Raw genomic sequence first — 19,118 nt, 5'->3', positions numbered from 1 at the left:
TATGTTATTTATTTCCCCGGAAAATCGGCTTTACGTTTATTTAAAAAGGCTGAAGTCCCTTCTTTAAAATCTTCGGTTGCGAAAGCACTTCCAAATTCGCTAATTTCAACTTCAAAACCGTTTATACCATCTTCGTAGTTTGCATTAACCGCTCTAATAGCCGCACTCATGGCTACCAGGGAATTCCTCATAATCTTTTGAGCAATTTTTTCTGTAAACCCTATAAGCTCTTCCGGCTCACAAACGTGATTCACAAGATTGTATTGAAGCGCCTGTTTAGCATCTATCATTCCGGCAGTCATAATCATTTCCATAGCGCGACCTTTGCCCACAAGTTGCGGAAGTCGTTGCGTACCACCATAGCCGGGAATTAAACCCAGGGAAGTTTCGGGTAAGCCCATTTTTGCGTTATCGCTGGCAACTCTAAAATGTGCTGCCATAGCCAATTCGAGTCCGCCGCCAAGGGCAAAACCATTTACCGCTGCAATCACCGGTTTCGCGAAATTTGCCACAAAGTCGAATAAATTGGCTTGTCCTTTAGCGGCAAGCTCCCGACCTTCTTCTGCAGAAAAATCGGCAAATTCACTAATATCGGCACCCGCTACAAAGGCCTTTTCTCCGCTTCCGGTTAAAATAACCACTTTTACTTCTTCATCTTCCCTTGCATCAGTAAAAGCCTCATGAAGTTCCTGAATAGTATCTTTATTTAATGCGTTTAATTTTTTTGGACGATTAATAATGATGTGTAAGATTCCCTCATTATTTTCGGTTACAATATTTTCGAATTCCATATCTAAGATTTTTATTCGGTTTTTATTTATTTTGGAAAACGTACCCTAAAGGTGGTGCCTTTTCCCTGTTTAGAAGTAAAGGTAATACTTCCGTTATAGGTTTCCACAATATTCTTTACCATAGCTAACCCAAGTCCCATTCCGCTATTTTTGGTTGTAAATTTAGGTTCAAATACCTTTTCTATATTTTCTTCGGAAATTCCTGCACCATTATCTGAAATAATCACACAAACATTTTCCTCTTCTTCATGAATGCTCACCATAATTCGAGGATTTTTTTGGCCCTGCATAGCCTGTATGGCATTTTTCACCAAGTTGGTTATAACCCTAATAAGTTGCGTTCGGTCAAATTTGGCAAGGATTTCTTCTTTTTCACTGGTAAATTGAATATAATTTTCATTGAAAATATCCAGTGCGAGCTTTACTATTTTTGGCACGTTTAACATCTCATTTTGCTGCGCAGGCATCTTGGCAAAATTTGAAAAAGCCCCTGCAATAGAGCTCATTGTATCTATCTGGTTGATGAGCGTGGTAGAATATTCGGCTACTTTTGCTTCTATTTCAGGGTCATGTTTATTAAAATTACGCTCAAAACTTTGAACGCTTAAACGCATTGGGGTTAACGGATTTTTAATTTCGTGAGCTACCTGTTTGGCCATTTCGCGCCAGGCCTGCTCCCGTTCACTGGCAGCCAGTTTTACAGCACTTTCCTCCAACTCGTCTATCATACTATTATAAGCCGCCACAAGGGTATATATCTCTTCGGAAGCATTGTTAATATCTATTTTCTGGTTGCGTTTATCCAGCCTGGTTTCTGTAATTTTATCTGAAATAATTTTTAGGGATTTAGTGATATATTTTGAAAGGAAATAAGACAAAATAATTGCCAGCACCAACATAAATAAATACACTTCTCCCATTCGTAGAAGGAAATTATTTAAATCGCGGTTTAAAACCGTATCATCCTGCACATAGGGAAGGTACAAGATAGCCAGGGGTTTAAACTTTCCATCTAAAATATAAGAATAAGAAGACTGAAATTTTTGATCGTTAATTTCATTTTTTTCAATATACCTTTTGCTTTCCGATAGTTCTAATTTTCGTAAAATATGCGCATCTAGCTGATTATCGGTAGTATCTCTGAAAAAGGATTGATCAGATTTTATTAAGAGTTCCCCCTGAAGATCATAAATGTTGATTTGCATTTCATGAACCTGGGCCATTTCATGAATCTTATTGCGCTCCCTAAAAATGATGTCTATATTCTCGGTATTTACCAGAAAAGTAGTACTGGCCAGGATAAATTTAATATTTTCCTTAATAGCCTGTTCTTTTCTTTCCAGGCGCTCACGGTGATAATTCTCGGCTTCGTGCTTATATTGATATACCGTAATACCCACAATTAGAATAGAAGCTCCCAACACCAATAGGATCATGGAGATAAAAATGCGGGTACTTAAAGAAAGTTTTGAAAGCTTCATAATTAATAATTAGCTCAATGTAAGCAATTATCGCACCAATTAAGCATCAGGATTTTTAGCTCTAATGCGCTTATAAATTTTAACACCCAACATTAACATTGCGGCCAACAGGAAAATACCCAAAACTCCATAAATCCAGTTTAAAGCATCTCTTACAATCACTAAAAATATAACCGAAAAGAGGATTAAGGTAGATACTTCGTTCCAAAGCCGCATTTGGTTTGAGCTCCATTTTACTACATCGTTTTGGAGTTCTTTAAAAATAAGATGTGTTTTAAAATGATAGGCATACAACAAGACTACAAAACCTAATTTTACCAACATCCAATCTTGTGAAAGCCATCCCGGAGAAAGGTGAAGGAGTAAAAAAGCGAACAAACTGGCTAAAATAGCCGAAGGCCAGGTGATAATAAACCAGAGTCTTTTTGTCATTAACTTTAGCTGGGAAGCCAAAATACTTTTTTCCGGTTCCGGTTTTTGGGTTGCTTCAATATGATAAATAAACAAGCGTGGAATATAAAAAAGCCCGGCGAACCAGGTGATCACAAAGATAAGATGTAAAGCTTTTATGTATTGGTAATATTCTATCACTAATTATGGTTTTTTGGTTGGGTTTTGATGAGTGTTGAAAACACCAAGAACTGTAATTTTAAGATCTTCAACCTTATAGATAATTAAATAAGGAAAGATTGTTAGTCTTGCTTCCCTGTTATTACCATCAAATTTTCTGAATGAATATGGGTTTTCAGTGATATACACTATAGTACTTCGAAAATCATTTAGAAATCTTATTCCTAATTCAGATAATTGGTTGTTATACCAATCTATAGCTTCCTGAACATCCAAACGGGCCTTTACGCTTATTTTAAGCTTAAACCCCATATTTTTCAAAAATTTTTTTATTGAAGGTTTCCAGTGATTCGGTTTCCAAGTTCCCTTCCAAATAAGCCTTGTTCCGCTCATCTATTTCCTTCAATTGTTCCTTTGAAAGTTGGCTACTTCGGCTTTCTACTTCATAGTTTTCTCCTGGTTCACTGGCCCCGGGTTTTACATTTTTCAACAAAGCTACCATCTTCAAAAGCAAATCTTCATCATCACAAGCAATGATTTTTTGAATCAGTTCTATTTTCAAAGCATTCTTATCCATGGTTTTTTAGACCTTTCCAACAAAGATAGGGATTTATGAATTTTTCTATGAAAAAATTATTGGGAGGTTGTGGGCCTTAGTTTTAGCCTTATTTCCCTATTTAAGAAATAAGCTGTGAGTAGCGTTGAAAGTAAATCGGCAATAGGAAAAGAGATCCAAACTCCAATTTCACCGAAATATTCAGGTAAAATAAGTATTAACGGGATAAAAAAGAAACCCTGACGCGAAAGGGTAAGCAATAAAGCAGGAATGGCCTTTCCAACCGCCTGGTAATATGCAGCCCCAATTAATTGAATAGCTACAATAGGTGTTGCAGCAAAAACCCAGCGCATGGCATTTGGGGTTGCAGCAATAATCGTTGGGTTTTGAGTAAAGATTCCAACAATTTCTTCAGCAAATAACATAATACCGCCAAAGACCAACAATCCCAGGCCACAGGCATATAAAATTGCAGTATTAATACTTTTCTTTACCCGGTGGTATTTTTGAGCGCCATAATTAAAACCGGCAATGGGCAAAAAACCCTGTGTAACCCCCAAAACGGGAAAAAGGGCAAACATGAGCATTCTTCCAATAATAGCATAAATCGCTACTGAATCTTCCCCACCAAGATCAAACAAAATATTATTCATCAGTAAATAAATAATACTAACTACAGCCTGCCGTGCTAAGGTGACAAATCCCAGCGAGCCTATTTCAGAAATTATAGTTTTATGAAGTTGAAAATCTGGCAATCTAATTTTAAGCTCCGAATTTTTAGAAATAAAAAACCAGAAGACATAGGCAAAGCAAAAAAAGTAAGAAGCGGTAGAAGCCCAGGCTGCTCCCCACATTCCAAGCCCCATTTGATTGATAAGGATATAATCTAAGAGCAAATTCCCTACAGAGGGAATAATCATGGCAATCATCGCAAATTTAGGCTTACCTTCTGCCCTAATTACGGTATTTCCCATCATGCAAAGTGCTAAAAACGGTACGCCGTAAAGCACGATAGTATAATAAATTTTTGCCGGCTCAAAAATATCACCTTTTCCCCCGAAAACCGGAATAAGGGAATCTACAAAAACAAGCCCTATAATTACAAGGCTAATGGTAAGAAGTAAGGTAAGGCTAATTTGATTCCCAAAAGTTTTTACGGCCTTTTTTTGATTATTAGCACCAAGGGCCCGACTAATTATGGATGATCCCCCAATACCAATGGCCATACCCAGGGCGGCAATAAAAAAAGAAACCGGAAGTACTACGTTTATTGCTGCAATAGCCGTAGAACCAATCCAGTTTCCTACAAATATGGTATCGATTAAAATATTTAGCGACATCACCAGAATTCCTATAGAAGCCGGTGCCGCTTGTTGCACGAGTAATTTAGCTATTGGTTTCTCTCCAAGATTTGTGGAATTTGCCGAAGCCATTATACGTTAACCGGCTTTTGATGCGCCCATTCATCTACCCAACGGGAAAGCACCTTAACCCAATCGTCTCTATCGTTTAAGCAGGGAACCACAGTAAATTCTTCACCGCCAACTTCGTGAAATATCTCCTCGCCTTCCATGGCTATTTCTTCCAGGGTTTCTAAACAATCTGAAACGAAAGCCGGAGTAACAATAGCCAGTTTTTTCATTCCCTGTTTTCCAAAACGCTCTATGGTTCTATCGGTATAAGGCTGTAACCATGGATCGAAACCTAAACGGGATTGAAAAGAAACGCTATAAGAGTTTTCTTTTAATTCTAAATATTCGGCAACCAGCCTGGTGGTTTCAAAACACTGGTGGCGATAACAAAATTGATGCGCTGCCGAAGCCGTTTGGCAACAACTGCCATCAATCTTACAATGCGATTTGGTAACGTCACTTTTTCTAATATGCCGCTCTGGCACCCCGTGATAAGAAAACAATAAATGCTGAAAATCTTTTCCTTTAAGATTTTCGGCAATACTTTCGGCCAACACCCTAATATAATCGGAGTGATTATAAAATGGTGGCATGGTGGTAAATTGCATTTCCGGGAAATGTTCTTTTCTAAGCTCTTCGGCCAAAACAAGAATAGTTTCTGTAGTAGCCATTGCAAATTGCGGATATAATGGAAATAGCAACACCTCATCTACCCCTTTATCGTGCAATTCCTGAAGCCCGGATTTTATACTTGGTTCTCCATAACGCATGGCTAAAGCAATTGGCACCGAGGTGTTTTTATCTATCTTCTCCTGAAGCCGTTCAGACAATACAATGAGTGGAGAACCTTCTTCCCACCATATTTTTTGATAGGCCGCAGCCGATTTTTTAGGTCTTGTATTTAACACAATACCCCTTACCAGAAGGGTACGAGCCCAATATGGCACATCTATAACCCGCTCATCCATTAAAAATTCGTCCAGGTATTCTTTTACGTCTTTAGGGTCGGTGCTTTTTGGAGACCCCAGGTTAACCAATAATACGCCTTTACTCATAATTTTTCTTTTTCAACCTCAAAAATAAGCTTATTAAAAATGCAATAAAACTTTATTGTATTACACTTTCTTATGACTTTATAGAGATTTTATTTTTTTACTTCGTTTAATATGTACAAAATACTTTGTAAAATATGCTCCTTAAAGTCTGGTTCGCTATAAGATTGAATAGTATGCCCCAAACCTGTATAAATTGAAATTCCACCGTAGCCGGTTTTTCTCATCCAGGCAATGGGATGTTCATCACCGTTAGTACCACCTTCATACGAATTCTCATCAAGATAGAGCAAAACCTGCATTTCGGGGTTTAAATTTTTATAATTATACCATTCATCTGTTCTGGTCCAAATCTTTGGCAGATGCGAAACCGTTGGGTGCTTGGGCATATTTACATGAATATCTGCTTCCTGTACCTTAGGGTGCCCGGCAAAATATCCACCTACTAAATTACCAAACCAGGGCCATTCAAACTCGGTATCTGCCGCGGCGTGAATTCCGAAGAAATTACCCCCTTTCTTTATATATTTTTCAAAAGCATCCTGCTCAGTTTCATTTAAAACATTTCCTGTGGTATTAAGAAAAATCACAAGATTAAATTCAGCCAAATTTTTCCCATTAAAATCACTCCCATCTTTAGTGGTCGTTACTTTAAAACTGTGATCTGATGCGAGCTGCTTAATTAATTCTAAACCCGCAGGAATAGATTTGTGCCAAAAACCTTCGGTTTTATAGAAAACCATTACCTGCTTTTGCACCTTACTGTCTTTATTCCCGGCATCTTGTGCAAAACAGTTATGTTGATTAAAAAGAAAAAGCCCTAAAAAAACAAGCACTCCTAATCTATACATATTTACAGGTTTGGGGTTAGTGACATGATATATTTTTTTGGTGTTGTGCCGAATTTCTTTTTAAACGCGGCAATAAAATGACTGGAAGTACTATAGCCCACCTTTAATCCCACTTCGTTTACATTATAATCGCCACTATCCAAAAGCTTTCTTGCAAATTCCATTTTATAATCAAATAGAAAACTGTAAACAGAATCACCGTAAATTTGCTTGAAACCTTCTTTTAATTTTTTAAGGCTTAATCCAATTTCATCAGATAATTCCTGTAACGAAGGCGGTTCGGCCATTCGGGAAATCACAATATCTTTGGCTTTTCTTATTTTTATAATATTCTCTTCGTCAATTAAAAAAGGGCATTGCTCTACATCGGGATCTTCTGTTCGATTAAAGTATAAACTCAACAATTCATAAGCCTTAGCCTTAAAGTAAAGGTTTTTTATACTGCGGGTAAGATTGAAATTCATCACCTGGTTAAGCACTATGGCCATAGAGGGCGAAATAGGAGCGTCTTTATAATACTTTTTATCTTTATTTTCTGCACTTAAAAAAGTAATATAGCCCGCTTCCTGAGAAAAAAGTGAATGAAATTTTTTAATAGAAATCACTAGCGAAATTAACCAGGAATTTGGCTCTAAAACCAGGTTAAGCGGAAGATCCTGCTGCGGATTATATAACAACAATGAACTTTCTTCGTTAAGCGGGAGCTCGTAATTGCCCTTATTAAACTGAAACTTACAATTACCTTTCAAATTAAAATGGAACTGAATAAAACTACTATCAATATTCCTTATGATTTTTTGGCTATCAGAAGTATCATTTTGAAACTTTAAAAGATAAAAACCCTCTTCAATCTTCAAACCCTCTGTAAATCTTTCAGCGTTATTTTTATCTTCTAAAACCATATTTTGAATTTTAATACTATTTAGAACAGTTCTAAACTGCACTATCCAAATGGACTATTATTGCTACAAATGTAAGCAAATACCATATTTTAAGGAGTTAAAAAAACTAAAATAACTGAAAGCGATACAAAAAGTACTTTGAGCGTTACTTTTTGATTTATCATTAGCTTAATTTTGCAACCGAATACCCCATACAGGTACATGAAAGATTATCATATAGCAAGCGGAAAACATTTTTATACAATTGGTCTTAGTTACAAAAAGGCCGATGCAGAAATAAGAGGACATTTTAGTTTAGATGAAGAAGCAAAAAAACGTTTGTTACTTCAGGCTAATGCTGAAGGTATTGAGGCCATTCTGGTAACTTCTACCTGCAACCGAACTGAAATCTATGGATTTGCCGAACATCCTTTTCAACTTATAAAGCTACTCTGTGAGCACACTCATGGCACGGTAGAAGAGTTTGAAAAAGTAGCATATGTTCATAAAAACAAACAGGCCATTTCCCATATGTTTAGGGTGGGAACCGGTTTGGATAGTCAAATCCTGGGGGATTTTGAAATTATTAGTCAGTTAAAACTGGCCTTTACCCGTTCCAAAAAACTTGGTTTGGTGAATGCCTTTTTAGAAAGACTGGTTAATGCCGTAATACAGGCGAGCAAGCGTATTAAAAACGAAACTCAAATTTCAACGGGGGCTACCTCAGTATCTTTTGCCTCGGTACAATACATTTTGAAAAATGTACCTAATGTAACCGACAAAAACATCTTGCTTTTCGGCACCGGAAAAATAGGACGAAACACCTGCGAAAATCTAATTAAACATACCCATAACGAACATATAACCTTAATTAACCGCACCAAGGATAAAGCGGAAAAAATTGCCGGGAAATTTAATCTTATCGTTAAAGATTATGCCGATTTACAGGCAGAAATAAGAAATACAGATATTCTTATTGTTGCCACCGGGGCGCAAAACCCTACTATCTCTAAAGAACTAATCTATTCTAATAAAGATTTATTGGTTTTAGACCTTTCTATTCCAAAGAACGTTTCAGAAGATGTAGCACATTTGCTTAACGTAAAACTGGTGCACCTGGATGAACTTTCAAAAATTACAGATGAAAATTTAGAGCGTAGAAAGCGTTTTATTCCCGAAGCCGAAGTTATTATCAAAGAAGTAGAAACAGACTTCAATAAATGGCTTGAAACAAGAAAATTTGCTCCTACAATAAAAGCTTTAAAGAAAAAGCTTAGAAGTATGAAAGATGCCGAGCTCGATTTTCAGCGTAAAAAAATATCAGATTTTAACGATGAACAAGCTGAAATAGTTAGCGACAGGATTATTCAAAAAATAATGAAGCATTTTGCCAATCATTTAAAAGAAGATTCGGAAACTACCAACGAAAGCCTGGAATTAATCCAGAAAGTATTTCAGCTAGAAGAACAGGCGCAATGAATAAAGTAATTCGTATTGGCACCAGGGATAGCGAACTCGCTCTCTGGCAGGCAAAGACTGTGCAGAATGCATTAGAAAAAGCAGGCCACAAAACTCAACTTTTGCCCGTTAAATCTACGGGAGATCTTAATTTGAATCAACCACTTTACGAAATGGGCATTACCGGGATTTTTACCAAAACCCTGGATGTGGCCATGATAAAAGGTGATATTGATATTGCTGTGCACTCTATGAAAGATGTGCCCACAGCACTTCCAAAAGGAATCGTGGAGGCTGCGGTCTTAAAACGTGCCAACACTAAAGATATTCTTGTTCACAAAGGTCTTGATTTCCTTGAAAAAGAAGGAACTATTGCTACAGGCAGTTTAAGAAGAAAAGCTCAATGGTTAAACAAATACCCGGCACATCGGGTAGTAGACTTACGCGGCAATGTAAACACCAGGATGAAGAAATTAGAGGATAATGCCTGGAATGGGGCAATTTTCGCTGCTGCCGGCCTGGAACGTATCGCTTTAAAACCAGAAAACTTTATAGATCTAAATTGGATGATTCCGGCCCCGGCACAGGGTGCCATGCTGGTAGTTGCCATGGAGCAAGATGACTTTACACGAAAAGCCCTTGCTTTATTAAACCATAAAAAATCTGAAATATGCGTACATGTTGAACGCGAATTTCTAAAGGTTCTCGAAGGCGGTTGTACCGCTCCAATAGGTGCATTAGCTACCATTGAAAAAGACCTGATTTATTTTAAAGCTGCTCTTTTTAGTCTGGACGGAAAACAAAAAATTGGGATAGAAAAAACGGTTGCTTTAAACGAATTTAAAAATTTAGGAAAGCGTTGTGCTGAAGAAGTTCTAAATAATGGCGGCTCGAAACTAATGCAGCAAATAAAAGCCGAAATAAATAGTCAGGACTGATTTTTATTTAAACAATTTGGAATGAAAAGCATTCTCTCCACAAAAAAACTCAGTAATTCCCAGAAACAGTTGTTTCTAAATTCGGGATTAAGCCTAGTAGAATATGATGCGATTTTTATAAGTCCTACCAATGCTCAACTTCCATCAAAAGAAATTGAAAACGTAATTTTTACCAGTAAAAACTCGGTAAACGCTGTTTTGGGGAAAATAAAGTTTAAAAACTGCTTTTGTGTTGGGGAAAAAACCGCCGAACTTTTAAGCGATAATGGTTTTCACATACAGGAAGTTGCAGATTATGGTAAAGATTTAGCCAATATTATTGCCAAAAAATATGCTTCAGAAACTTTTACGTTTTTTTGCGGCAATAAAAGGATGGACGAAATCCCCGGAAGGCTACAACAAGAAAATATTAAATTTCAGGAAATTCAAGTCTATAATACAAGCCTAAATCTACAGGCATTTTCCCAAAATTTTGATGGAATTCTATTCTTTAGTCCAAGTGCCGTACAAAGTTTTACCGAAAAAAATACACTTTCAGGCATCACCGCATTTTGTATAGGAAATACTACTGCTTTAGAAGCCCAAAAACATACAAACAACATAATAATTGCTACCAAACCAAGCATTGAAAATGTGATTGTACAGGTAGTAAAATATTTTAAAAAATGATAAAAAACGATCTATTCCTAAAGGCTTTAAAAGGTGAAACAGTAGAGCGACCACCGGTTTGGATGATGCGACAGGCAGGCCGTTACCTTCCAGATTTTATGAAGCTTAAAGAAAAGTACGACTTCTTTACTCGTTGCAGGACTCCAGAATTGGCTACCGAAATTACGGTTATGCCAATACACCAGGTAGGCACCGATGCGGCTATTTTATTTAGCGATATTTTGGTGGTTCCACAGGCCATGAACATAGAGGTAGAAATGAAACCGGGCGTTGGCCCATGGTTACCCAATCCTATTCGCACAACAAAAGCCGTAGAAGAGGTGATTGTTCCCAATATAGAAGAGACTTTGGGTTACGTGATGGATGCTATTAAAATGACCAAACAGGAACTGAATAATGAAGTTCCGCTTATTGGTTTTGCAGGTTCCCCATGGACAATTTTATGTTATGCTGTACAGGGCCAGGGTTCTAAAAACTTTGATATAGCAAAGAAATTTTGTTTTACCAACCCAATAGCAGCCCATCAATTGCTACAAAAAATAACCGATACAACGATCGCTTACCTCAAAGCCAAGGTTGAAGCCGGTGTAGATGCCGTACAAATTTTTGATTCCTGGGGCGGTATGTTAAGCCCTGTAGATTACCAGGAATTTTCCTGGAAATACATCCAGCAGATTATTGATGCTTTAAAAGATGATATTCCGGTAATAGCATTTGGAAAAGGCTGCTGGTTTGCCCTTAATGAAATGGCAAATTCGGGAGCTTCAGCTTTAGGTGTAGACTGGACGATTAGTGCCAGAAATGCCCGGTATTTAAGCGGAGGCAAAATCACCTTACAGGGTAATTTTGACCCTTCAAGGTTGTATTCCCCACCGGCAGAGATCAAAAAAATGGTGGCCCAAATGATCAATGAATTTGGAAAAGACAGGTATATCGTAAACCTGGGGCACGGTATTTTGCCCGATATCCCGGTAGAGAATGCAAAAGCCTTTGTAGAAGCGGTAAAAGAATATAAAGCCAGTTAGTGGCAGTCTGGGCGCGAATTAAAAATATGAACTTTAAAGAGCTGCTTGCAGTCTTTAAAGTTTTTATAAGTAAACCGCGCTATATGTTACCCACCTACCGGGCTACTATTGAAACCTTAAAGATTTGTGATGAACTTTATCAAAAAGAGCATCATAAAAATGGCAAAGAAAATGCCTTTAGACACGCGCTGTGGAATTATTTGATTTGCCGGGAATGTTTTAGAATTTCTCAATCGGTAGAAGCTGCCAGAATTTGGAGTGATCAATTTACGGGTTTGCACGAAAAGCTTTCTCCAAATCAAAAGCTTGCCAAAGCAATGGATTTACATAATAACAGGTTTGGGCAGGCTATATTTCAGGGAACTCATTTATCATCTAAAGCAGTTATCACACTGCTTCAGGAAAAGATGAAAAGCGCCCGTAAAGTATCTGAAACTAAAGAAATAGCGAAAACAAAAAACAACCTGGTTTATATTGAAGATTGAAAAATGAGAGCGGAATTTTATAATTACATTGAAAAATTACAGGATAAAATCTGTAGGAAATTAGAAGAAATAGACGGTAAAGCCAGGTTTCACCAGGATCTTTGGGAACGAGAAGAAGGTGGTGGCGGTAGAACCCGGGTTATAGAAAATGGCGCTGTTTTTGAAAAAGGCGGTGTAAATATTTCGGCGGTACATGGACCTTTGGCCCCGGCTATGCAACAATATTTTAAAGTGGGAGATGTAGATTTTTTTGCTTGTGGCCTTAGCCTGGTAATACATCCAAAAAACCCGATGGTACCTACCGTTCATGCCAATTGGCGTTATTTTGAAATGTATGATAAAGATGGAAAGGTTTTAGACCAGTGGTTTGGTGGCGGGCAAGACCTTACACCCTATTACCTGTTTGAAGAAGATGCCGTGCATTTCCATAAGGTTTCAAAAGAAGCTTGCGACAAACATTCTCCCGAATTCTATCCCGAATACAAGAAAAAATGCGACGAATATTTCTGGAATTCCCATAGAAATGAAGCCCGGGGAATTGGAGGACTATTTTTTGATTATCTAAAAGCTTCAGAAGAAAAAACTATTAAAGACTGGTATGATTTTGTGACCGAAGTAGGCAATAGTTTCCTTGCAGCCTATGTTCCAATTGTAGAGAAACGCAAAAACCTATCCTATAATGAGGCAAACCGCAACTGGCAGGAAATAAGACGCGGACGCTACGTAGAATTTAATTTAGTACACGATAAAGGCACCCTGTTCGGATTAAAAACCAACGGAAGAATTGAAAGTATTTTAATGAGCCTCCCCCCGCACGTACAATGGACTTACAACCACCATCCCAAACCAGGCAGCGAGGAAGAAAAATTAATAAAAGTTTTGGAAAAACCACGAAATTGGGTTTAATAGCTATCAGCCTTTAGCTTTTAGCATTAAGCAGGGAAATATGAGAAACTATAAAAATTATTCAGTTTGGGAAAAAGCTCATAAACTCACGCTTGATGTTTATCAAATACTAGCCAATTATCCTCAAGAAGAGCTTTATAGTTTGGTTAGCCAAATGAAACATTCTTCCAGTTCTATTCCCACAAATATTGCTGAAGGTTGTGGAAGGAAAAGCGACAAAGATTTTGCAAGATTTCTCTACATTGCATTTGGTTCAGTCAATGAATTAGAATATCAAATTCTATTAAGTGTTGATCTTAATTTTATAACAGAGGCGCAAAGCAAGCCAATAATTTTTCAAGTAGAGGAAATTAAAAAAATGCTGAACTCTTTAATTCAAAAATTAAATTAAACGCCAACAGCTAATTGCTTATAGCTATTGGCTTAAAGCCAAAAAAATGTATCCACTAAGAAGAAATAGAAGATTAAGGACTAATGAGGCTATTCGTAGTCTTGTAAGAGAAACCGCGATTAGTCCAAACGATTTTATCGCACCACTTTTTGTGGTGGAAGGGAAAAACAAAAAAGAAGAGATCGCTTCTATGCCCAATTATTTTAGGTTTAGTCTTGATTTGCTAGAGAAAGAGGTAAAAGAGCTATGGGCTTTAGGAATTAAATCGGTTTTGCTATTTGTAAAGGTTCCTGAAAACCTAAAAGATAATGCTGGCTCAGAAGCTTTAAATGCAAACGGACTTATGCAACGAGCCATAAAAACCGTAAAAAATACAGTCCCTGAGATGTTGGTTATGACCGATGTTGCTTTGGATCCTTATTCTGTTTATGGACACGACGGAGTAGTTACCGATGGGAAAATTAGTAATGACGACACCACCGCCATCTTGGCTGAAATGGGACTCTCTCATGCCAAAGCCGGTGCCGATATCCTCGCACCAAGCGATATGATGGACGGTCGAATTCTGGAAATGCGAAATTTATTGGAAGATAAGGGGTTTTATGAAACCGGAATTATGAGTTACAGTGCCAAATATGCATCGGCTTTTTACGGGCCGTTTAGGGATGCTCTGGATTCTGCACCGGTTGATGCCGAGAATATTCCAAAAGACAAAAAAAGCTATCAAATGGACCCTGCCAACCGTGAGGAAGCAGTTAAAGAAACCCTTATGGATATTGAGGAAGGTGCAGATATTGTGATGGTAAAACCCGGCCTATGTTATTTAGATATTGTTCGAGACATTAGGAATGTAGTAGATATTCCGGTAGCTGTTTACCAGGTAAGTGGGGAATATGCAATGATAAAAGCTGCGGCCGAAAAAGGTTGGCTAGACCATGATGCCGTAGTATTAGAACAATTAACCGCTATAAAACGTGCCGGGGCATCAATGATTGCCAGTTATTTTGTCAGGGATGCAGTAAAGCTTATTTCTTAAAATTTATAACTAAATTTTAGGAATTAACAAACCGGTTTTTATATACTTTTGCTAGATGAAACACCAGAAAAATTTTAGAACTTTATATGCGCTATTAGCCATATTATTTATGTCCTTTTCAGGGCAGGGTTTTGCTTTTTCTGGTTTTTCTGATGAGAATCTCGATTCCAGAAATTACGATTATCTACAAGCTGAACAGAACAAACAAGCTGTTCTATTTGCCGAAAACCTTAGTTCTGAACACAGCACCTCAGAGGAAAATAGCCTAGATTTTTCAGGAAGTTTTGTTTCTACTTTAACTTCAAAAGAAATACTGCCACCTTACATTGGGAAATTAGCATTTTTCAATCATTTAGATCAAAGGCAGTTAATCCTACAATATATTTATCCTTTCCATTTTTTCTGGTGATTATACAGGTTTCCGAAAAATTCAAGCTTTTTCGTAAATCATATCTGGCTCTATAACAGAGCAAACACATAAAAAATCACCTAAATTTTACAAAAATGGATACCGTATCTACACTAATTGGCCTTGGCCTTTTAGCATTATTTATGCTGCCGGTGCTATACCTTATTTGGCAACAAAACAACAAAGAAAAAAACAGGCTAAAAAATCTTAAAAACATAAGTGCTCAAAACAACTTGAACGCAGACACTTTTGAGGTTTCGGCCAATCTATTACTTGGCTTAGATACCAAAGCAAATAAATTGCTTATTGTAGAGCCTACCAATAATATGCAACACAAAATTTTAGACCTTACTAAAGTAAAAAGTAGCACAGTAAACTCTTGCACTTTTCCTGAAAACAACAAACTAATTAAAAGCGTTAGTTTAGACATTTCAGAAAGCAAAAAACATCAAAAACTCACCAAAATTATCTTTTATGATGAAGATAATAATGAAAATGAGCGCAACAATGCATCAGAAAGTTTGGTTATTGCGAGGAAGTGGCAGCGCATAATTAATGAAAAACTTTCGGCTTAAAACCTCCTAAACAACTCTTATTACGCCCCAATTTCTATCTATTGGGGCGGTTTTTGATGTTTTATCATTTCTTTGTACCTGTTTGCAGGAATTATCTTTAAATTAGTATTTCAAACAAGCCTTAAAACTAATATGGGATTACTAATTTTATTTGCTGTTCTTTCCATCTTCTTTTCTTTTATGTGTTCTATCCTGGAAGCAGCTTTATTGAGTGTAACCCCTTCTTATATAAAAATTAAAAATAAAGAAGGAAAAGCATACGCTACAACTCTGGCAAATTTTAAGCAGGATATAGACAAACCCTTAATTGCCATATTAACTGTTAATACTATTGCCCATACTGTTGGTGCTATTTTGGTGGGGGTACAGGCAGAAAAAATTTATGGCGATGGTGGCAATGCAGTGGGAATAGTATCTGCAATTATGACCATGGCTATCTTGATTCTTTCTGAAATAATCCCTAAAACCATTGGTGCAACCTATTGGCAATCTTTAGGAAATTTCACGGCAAAAACCCTTAAAATAATGATCTTCCCGCTGCAATACACCGGGATACTTTGGTTTATGATGCTTACCACTAAGTTAATAGGGAAATCGGCCCATGTTTCGTCTATGAATCGCGAAGAATTTGCTGCAATTACAGATGCTGCCGAGGAAGAAGGTGTTTTTGATGAAAGTGAAACAACGGTTATTAAAAACCTCCTGGTATTTAAATCGGTTAAAGCAAAAGATGTAATGACGCCCTATTCTGTTGCTATTATTGAAAATGAAGATACCAGCATAGAAGAGTTTCACAGAACCCATAAAAACCTTAAATTCTCCAGGATTCCTGTTTATAAGAACCAAACCAACAATGTAACAGGATTCATATTAAAAGATGATGTGCTGGAACAAATGATTGATGATAGGGGGCCAGAGCCTTTAAGCTCTTTAAAAAGAGAAATCTTTATGAGTGCGGCAGACACCCCAATACCCGAACTTTTTGAGAATTTTGTTCAAAAAAGAGGGCATATCTCCATGATTGTAGATGAATTTGGAAATACGGTTGGCCTGGTAACCATGGAAGATATTATTGAAACGCTTTTAGGCCTTGAAATTATGGATGAAAGTGATAGTATTGAAGATATGCAGATGCTGGCACGCCAAAACTGGGAAAAAAGAGCAAAACGCCTTGGGTTAATTCAAAGGAAAGACAATGAGGAAGACGCAGATGCCACATCAGATATTTCTGAAAACTCCGCTGGGAACGGCCAGCATTAGTGGAGACGAAGCGGGAATAACGGCAATTCAAATCCTGGATGAAGAAATTCCAACTTCAACAGAAATACCTCCTTTTTTTCAATTGGCAGTTCAAGAATTAAACGATTATTTTAAAGGAGATCTTAAAGAATTCAGCTTAAAGCTTAACCCCAAAGGCACTGCTTTTCAGCAAAAAGTTTGGAAAGCGCTTAACGAAATTCCTTTTGGAAAAACCTGTAGTTACCTTGAACTCTCCAGAAAGCTGGGTAACGAAAAGGCAATACGGGCAGTAGCTTCGGCAAACGGAAAAAATCCGCTCTGGATAGTAATTCCCTGCCATCGCGTAATTGGCAGTGACGATTCCCTAACCGGATATGCAGGTGGATTATCACGTAAGCAATGGCTTTTAAACCACGAAAATAATTCTTCACAACTTTCCATGTTCTAAACCCTTAATCCTATGATTAGATTTTTAAAAATTATTGGTTCGGTAATTCTCACCCTTTCCATAGCCATCGTAATTCTTATTATATTCGATTTTGGTTATATTTTCCGCGGCATTCAAACCACCTATTTTCAAGGCCATAATACAGCTTTTATAGATGATTATCCACATTTTGAAAACAGGCTTATTGAAGCCGGCTCCGAAACAGGCACCTGGCCAGAACACCCAAATTATAACTCGGTTACCCCTACAGAAAATCTTGCCGAGCTAAACGAAGAGCTGGAAACCGCCGCATTCCTAATTATAAAAAACGACAGCATTTGGTTCGAAAAATACTTTCAGGAATATGGGCCAGGTTCTAAAACCAATTCGTTTTCTATGGCCAAAAGCATTGTTGCTGCATTATTGGGAAAAGCCATTAAAGACGGGTATATAAAAAGTTTGGAGCAACCGGTAGCCGACTTCTTTCCACAGTTTACACCTAAGCTAAAAGTAGGTGATTTAGCCTCCATGTCTTCAGGCTTAAATTGGAACGAAAATTATTACAACCCCTTTGGGATGACTGCCCGTGCCTATTTTGATGAAAATATTCGCGAACTGGTATTACGCCTTGAAGTAACAGAAACTCCAGGAGAAAGCTTTAAATACCTTAGCGGAAACACTATTTTACTGGGTATGCTTATAGAAAAAGCCACGGGAGAAAAACTTTCACAATATTTAAGCGATAGTTTTTGGAAGCCCATGCAAATGCAACAAGATGCTTTATGGCAATTAGACAGCGAGGAGAGCGGGATGGAAAAAGCCTATTGCTGTATAGCTTCCAATGCCCGGGATTTTGCACGTTTTGGGAAACTTTATAAAAACCAGGGTATGTGGAACGAAGAACAGCTTCTGGATCCTGACTTTGTAGAGAAATCTATTAAACCCCGTTTTAAAGATAGCCCGCAATATGGCTATGGTTTTTGGCTTAGCGATTATAAAAACAAAGATATTTTTTATATGCGTGGTATTCGAGGGCAGTATGTTATTGTAATACCTGAAGATGATTTGATTATTGTAAGATTGGGGGAAAACCTGATTAAAAAAGAAGAAGATGAAGAGCACGCACCCGATTTCTATAAGTATATTGATGAGACTTATAAAATGCTAAACAATGCTGCAAAAAATTAAACTGGAGCATATTCTTTTTCTTGATATTGAGACGGTGCCCGAATTTGAAAATTTCAACGATCTTGATGAAGAAAAAAAATTGCTCTGGGAATCAAAAACCCAATACCAACGCAAAGATGATTTTACTGCAAAGCAGTTTTATGACCGCGCCGGGATTTGGGCAGAATTTGGAAAAATTGTTTGTATTTCGGTAGGCTTTTTTAATTTTAAAAATAAAAACAGATCCTTTAGGCTTACCACTTTTAAAGGGGAAGAAAGAGACTTACTACAAGAGTTTTCGTTATTATTAGAAGAGCATTTTTCAAAACCTCAGCACCTACTTTGTGCCCACAATGGGAAAGAATTCGATTTTCCATTTATTGCGCGTAGAATGCTAATTCATAACTTGCCACTACCCACAAAACTTAATTTAAGCGGAAAAAAGCCCTGGGAAGTACCACATCTAGATACTTTAGAACTCTGGAAGTTTGGAGATTATAAACATTATACTTCCCTAAAATTATTGACCAATGTATTAAAAATACCTTCTCCAAAAGATGATATTTCGGGTAGCGATGTAAGGGATGTATTTTACATTGAAAAAGATATAGCTCGTATTGTCGATTATTGCGAGAAAGATGTACTTGCTATTGCCCAGGTTGTTTTAAAGCTGCGCCAGGAAAATTTATTACAGGCTTCAGAAGTTATAAGTGTTTCATAATTTTTTGAAGTATGAGTTTAATCATATTCTATAGTATTTTAACCTAAGCTAAAGGATTATCCATCAAATATTTCCTAA

23 protein-coding genes are annotated in these 19,118 nt (G+C 37.2%); 14 read left to right on the top strand and 9 right to left on the bottom strand.

The genetic code is table 11. The features are described from left to right. Positions 1-8: 8 nt before the first annotated feature. From I6U49_RS05695 to I6U49_RS05655, 9 genes are all read right to left on the bottom strand, one after another. Positions 9-791, bottom strand: coding sequence for an enoyl-CoA hydratase/isomerase family protein (locus tag I6U49_RS05695; RefSeq protein WP_198627927.1), 783 nt, complete (start codon positions 789-791; stop codon positions 9-11). 26 nt (positions 792-817) lie between these two features. Then, positions 818-2,272 carry a sensor histidine kinase gene (locus I6U49_RS05690; protein WP_198627926.1) on the bottom strand — a complete coding sequence of 485 codons (1,455 nt, stop codon included), beginning with the start codon at positions 2,270-2,272 and terminating at the stop codon, positions 818-820. Positions 2,273-2,311: 39 nt separating this feature from the next. Continuing rightward, positions 2,312-2,860 (bottom strand): CopD family protein, encoded by a 549-nt coding sequence (locus I6U49_RS05685; protein WP_198627946.1) that lies wholly within the window; start codon positions 2,858-2,860, stop codon positions 2,312-2,314. A gap of 6 nt (positions 2,861-2,866) precedes the next feature. Next, positions 2,867-3,154 carry a type II toxin-antitoxin system RelE/ParE family toxin gene (locus tag I6U49_RS05680; protein ID WP_198627925.1) on the bottom strand — a complete coding sequence of 96 codons (288 nt, stop codon included), beginning with the start codon at positions 3,152-3,154 and terminating at the stop codon, positions 2,867-2,869. Further along, positions 3,144-3,419, bottom strand: coding sequence for a hypothetical protein (locus I6U49_RS05675; protein ID WP_198627924.1), 276 nt, complete (start codon positions 3,417-3,419; stop codon positions 3,144-3,146). The genes I6U49_RS05680 and I6U49_RS05675 overlap by 11 nt, the downstream gene beginning before the upstream one ends. 56 nt (positions 3,420-3,475) lie before the next feature. Continuing rightward, complete coding sequence (locus I6U49_RS05670) at positions 3,476-4,831, bottom strand: MATE family efflux transporter (protein ID WP_198627923.1); 1,356 nt, start codon at positions 4,829-4,831, stop codon at positions 3,476-3,478. Next, positions 4,831-5,865, bottom strand: a complete 1,035-nt coding sequence (gene hemH, locus I6U49_RS05665; protein WP_198627922.1) for a ferrochelatase — start codon at positions 5,863-5,865, stop codon at positions 4,831-4,833. The genes I6U49_RS05670 and hemH overlap by 1 nt, the downstream gene beginning before the upstream one ends. 89 nt (positions 5,866-5,954) lie before the next feature. Beyond that, positions 5,955-6,713, bottom strand: a complete 759-nt coding sequence (locus tag I6U49_RS05660; RefSeq protein WP_198627921.1) for a ThuA domain-containing protein — start codon at positions 6,711-6,713, stop codon at positions 5,955-5,957. Between the two features lie 2 nt (positions 6,714-6,715). Further along, positions 6,716-7,615 (bottom strand): AraC family transcriptional regulator, encoded by a 900-nt coding sequence (locus I6U49_RS05655; RefSeq protein ID WP_198627920.1) that lies wholly within the window; start codon positions 7,613-7,615, stop codon positions 6,716-6,718. A gap of 201 nt (positions 7,616-7,816) precedes the next feature. Between I6U49_RS05655 and hemA the strand changes: the two genes are divergently transcribed. From hemA to I6U49_RS05585, 14 genes are all read left to right on the top strand, one after another. Further along, positions 7,817-9,073: a glutamyl-tRNA reductase gene (gene hemA / locus I6U49_RS05650; RefSeq protein WP_198627919.1), complete on the top strand. Its 1,257-nt coding sequence runs from the start codon at positions 7,817-7,819 to the stop codon at positions 9,071-9,073. Further along, positions 9,070-9,990: a hydroxymethylbilane synthase gene (gene hemC / locus I6U49_RS05645; protein WP_198627918.1), complete on the top strand. Its 921-nt coding sequence runs from the start codon at positions 9,070-9,072 to the stop codon at positions 9,988-9,990. Before hemA ends, hemC begins: the two co-directional genes overlap by 4 nt. A gap of 21 nt (positions 9,991-10,011) precedes the next feature. Further along, on the top strand, positions 10,012-10,659 hold the full coding sequence (locus I6U49_RS05640) for a uroporphyrinogen-III synthase (protein WP_198627917.1): 648 nt from the start codon (positions 10,012-10,014) through the stop codon (positions 10,657-10,659). Beyond that, complete coding sequence (hemE, locus tag I6U49_RS05635) at positions 10,656-11,684, top strand: uroporphyrinogen decarboxylase (protein WP_198627916.1); 1,029 nt, start codon at positions 10,656-10,658, stop codon at positions 11,682-11,684. Before I6U49_RS05640 ends, hemE begins: the two co-directional genes overlap by 4 nt. A 26-nt stretch (positions 11,685-11,710) precedes the next feature. Then, complete coding sequence (locus I6U49_RS05630; protein ID WP_198627915.1) at positions 11,711-12,169, top strand: DUF6973 domain-containing protein; 459 nt, start codon at positions 11,711-11,713, stop codon at positions 12,167-12,169. 3 nt (positions 12,170-12,172) lie between these two features. Continuing rightward, entirely contained in the window at positions 12,173-13,075 is a 903-nt protein-coding gene (gene hemF / locus I6U49_RS05625) for an oxygen-dependent coproporphyrinogen oxidase (protein ID WP_198627914.1), read from the top strand. Positions 13,076-13,115: 40 nt separating this feature from the next. Next, on the top strand, positions 13,116-13,466 hold the full coding sequence (locus tag I6U49_RS05620; protein ID WP_198627913.1) for a four helix bundle protein: 351 nt from the start codon (positions 13,116-13,118) through the stop codon (positions 13,464-13,466). Between the two features lie 46 nt (positions 13,467-13,512). Then, positions 13,513-14,502, top strand: coding sequence for a porphobilinogen synthase (gene hemB, locus I6U49_RS05615; protein WP_198627912.1), 990 nt, complete (start codon positions 13,513-13,515; stop codon positions 14,500-14,502). A gap of 55 nt (positions 14,503-14,557) precedes the next feature. Beyond that, entirely contained in the window at positions 14,558-14,911 is a 354-nt protein-coding gene (locus tag I6U49_RS05610) for a hypothetical protein (protein ID WP_193712089.1), read from the top strand. Between the two features lie 95 nt (positions 14,912-15,006). Further along, entirely contained in the window at positions 15,007-15,486 is a 480-nt protein-coding gene (locus I6U49_RS05605; RefSeq protein ID WP_198627911.1) for a hypothetical protein, read from the top strand. A gap of 132 nt (positions 15,487-15,618) precedes the next feature. Next, positions 15,619-16,746 carry a CNNM domain-containing protein gene (locus I6U49_RS05600; protein WP_198627910.1) on the top strand — a complete coding sequence of 376 codons (1,128 nt, stop codon included), beginning with the start codon at positions 15,619-15,621 and terminating at the stop codon, positions 16,744-16,746. Next, positions 16,697-17,173: a methylated-DNA--[protein]-cysteine S-methyltransferase gene (locus tag I6U49_RS05595; protein WP_198627909.1), complete on the top strand. Its 477-nt coding sequence runs from the start codon at positions 16,697-16,699 to the stop codon at positions 17,171-17,173. Before I6U49_RS05600 ends, I6U49_RS05595 begins: the two co-directional genes overlap by 50 nt. 12 nt (positions 17,174-17,185) lie before the next feature. Beyond that, a complete protein-coding gene (locus tag I6U49_RS05590) occupies positions 17,186-18,340 on the top strand; it encodes a serine hydrolase domain-containing protein (RefSeq protein ID WP_198627908.1) in 1,155 nt (384 codons plus the stop codon). Beyond that, entirely contained in the window at positions 18,324-19,040 is a 717-nt protein-coding gene (locus I6U49_RS05585) for a 3'-5' exonuclease (RefSeq protein WP_198627907.1), read from the top strand. The genes I6U49_RS05590 and I6U49_RS05585 overlap by 17 nt, the downstream gene beginning before the upstream one ends. The last annotated feature ends 78 nt before the right edge of the window (positions 19,041-19,118 follow it).

The sequence above is a fragment of the Salegentibacter maritimus genome, from assembly GCF_016236915.1.
GTDB classification, from domain to species: domain Bacteria; phylum Bacteroidota; class Bacteroidia; order Flavobacteriales; family Flavobacteriaceae; genus Salegentibacter; species Salegentibacter maritimus.
Note: the sequence above shows the minus strand (reverse complement) of the source record. Positions and strands in the feature narration are given on the sequence as shown.

Coding starts and splice junctions, on each gene's coding strand:
- I6U49_RS05695 (WP_198627927.1), bottom strand. CDS start 791: ATGGAATTCGAAAATATTGTAACCGAAAATAATGAGGGAATCTTACAC.
- I6U49_RS05690 (WP_198627926.1), bottom strand. CDS start 2,272: ATGAAGCTTTCAAAACTTTCTTTAAGTACCCGCATTTTTATCTCCATG.
- I6U49_RS05680 (WP_198627925.1), bottom strand. CDS start 3,154: ATGGGGTTTAAGCTTAAAATAAGCGTAAAGGCCCGTTTGGATGTTCAG.
- I6U49_RS05675 (WP_198627924.1), bottom strand. CDS start 3,419: ATGGATAAGAATGCTTTGAAAATAGAACTGATTCAAAAAATCATTGCT.
- I6U49_RS05670 (WP_198627923.1), bottom strand. CDS start 4,831: ATGGCTTCGGCAAATTCCACAAATCTTGGAGAGAAACCAATAGCTAAA.
- hemH (WP_198627922.1), bottom strand. CDS start 5,865: ATGAGTAAAGGCGTATTATTGGTTAACCTGGGGTCTCCAAAAAGCACC.
- I6U49_RS05660 (WP_198627921.1), bottom strand. CDS start 6,713: ATGTATAGATTAGGAGTGCTTGTTTTTTTAGGGCTTTTTCTTTTTAAT.
- I6U49_RS05655 (WP_198627920.1), bottom strand. CDS start 7,615: ATGGTTTTAGAAGATAAAAATAACGCTGAAAGATTTACAGAGGGTTTG.
- hemA (WP_198627919.1), top strand. CDS start 7,817: ATGAAAGATTATCATATAGCAAGCGGAAAACATTTTTATACAATTGGT.
- hemC (WP_198627918.1), top strand. CDS start 9,070: ATGAATAAAGTAATTCGTATTGGCACCAGGGATAGCGAACTCGCTCTC.
- I6U49_RS05640 (WP_198627917.1), top strand. CDS start 10,012: ATGAAAAGCATTCTCTCCACAAAAAAACTCAGTAATTCCCAGAAACAG.
- hemE (WP_198627916.1), top strand. CDS start 10,656: ATGATAAAAAACGATCTATTCCTAAAGGCTTTAAAAGGTGAAACAGTA.
- I6U49_RS05630 (WP_198627915.1), top strand. CDS start 11,711: ATGAACTTTAAAGAGCTGCTTGCAGTCTTTAAAGTTTTTATAAGTAAA.
- hemF (WP_198627914.1), top strand. CDS start 12,173: ATGAGAGCGGAATTTTATAATTACATTGAAAAATTACAGGATAAAATC.
- I6U49_RS05620 (WP_198627913.1), top strand. CDS start 13,116: ATGAGAAACTATAAAAATTATTCAGTTTGGGAAAAAGCTCATAAACTC.
- hemB (WP_198627912.1), top strand. CDS start 13,513: ATGTATCCACTAAGAAGAAATAGAAGATTAAGGACTAATGAGGCTATT.
- I6U49_RS05610 (WP_193712089.1), top strand. CDS start 14,558: ATGAAACACCAGAAAAATTTTAGAACTTTATATGCGCTATTAGCCATA.
- I6U49_RS05605 (WP_198627911.1), top strand. CDS start 15,007: ATGGATACCGTATCTACACTAATTGGCCTTGGCCTTTTAGCATTATTT.
- I6U49_RS05600 (WP_198627910.1), top strand. CDS start 15,619: ATGGGATTACTAATTTTATTTGCTGTTCTTTCCATCTTCTTTTCTTTT.
- I6U49_RS05595 (WP_198627909.1), top strand. CDS start 16,697: ATGCCACATCAGATATTTCTGAAAACTCCGCTGGGAACGGCCAGCATT.
- I6U49_RS05590 (WP_198627908.1), top strand. CDS start 17,186: ATGATTAGATTTTTAAAAATTATTGGTTCGGTAATTCTCACCCTTTCC.
- I6U49_RS05585 (WP_198627907.1), top strand. CDS start 18,324: ATGCTGCAAAAAATTAAACTGGAGCATATTCTTTTTCTTGATATTGAG.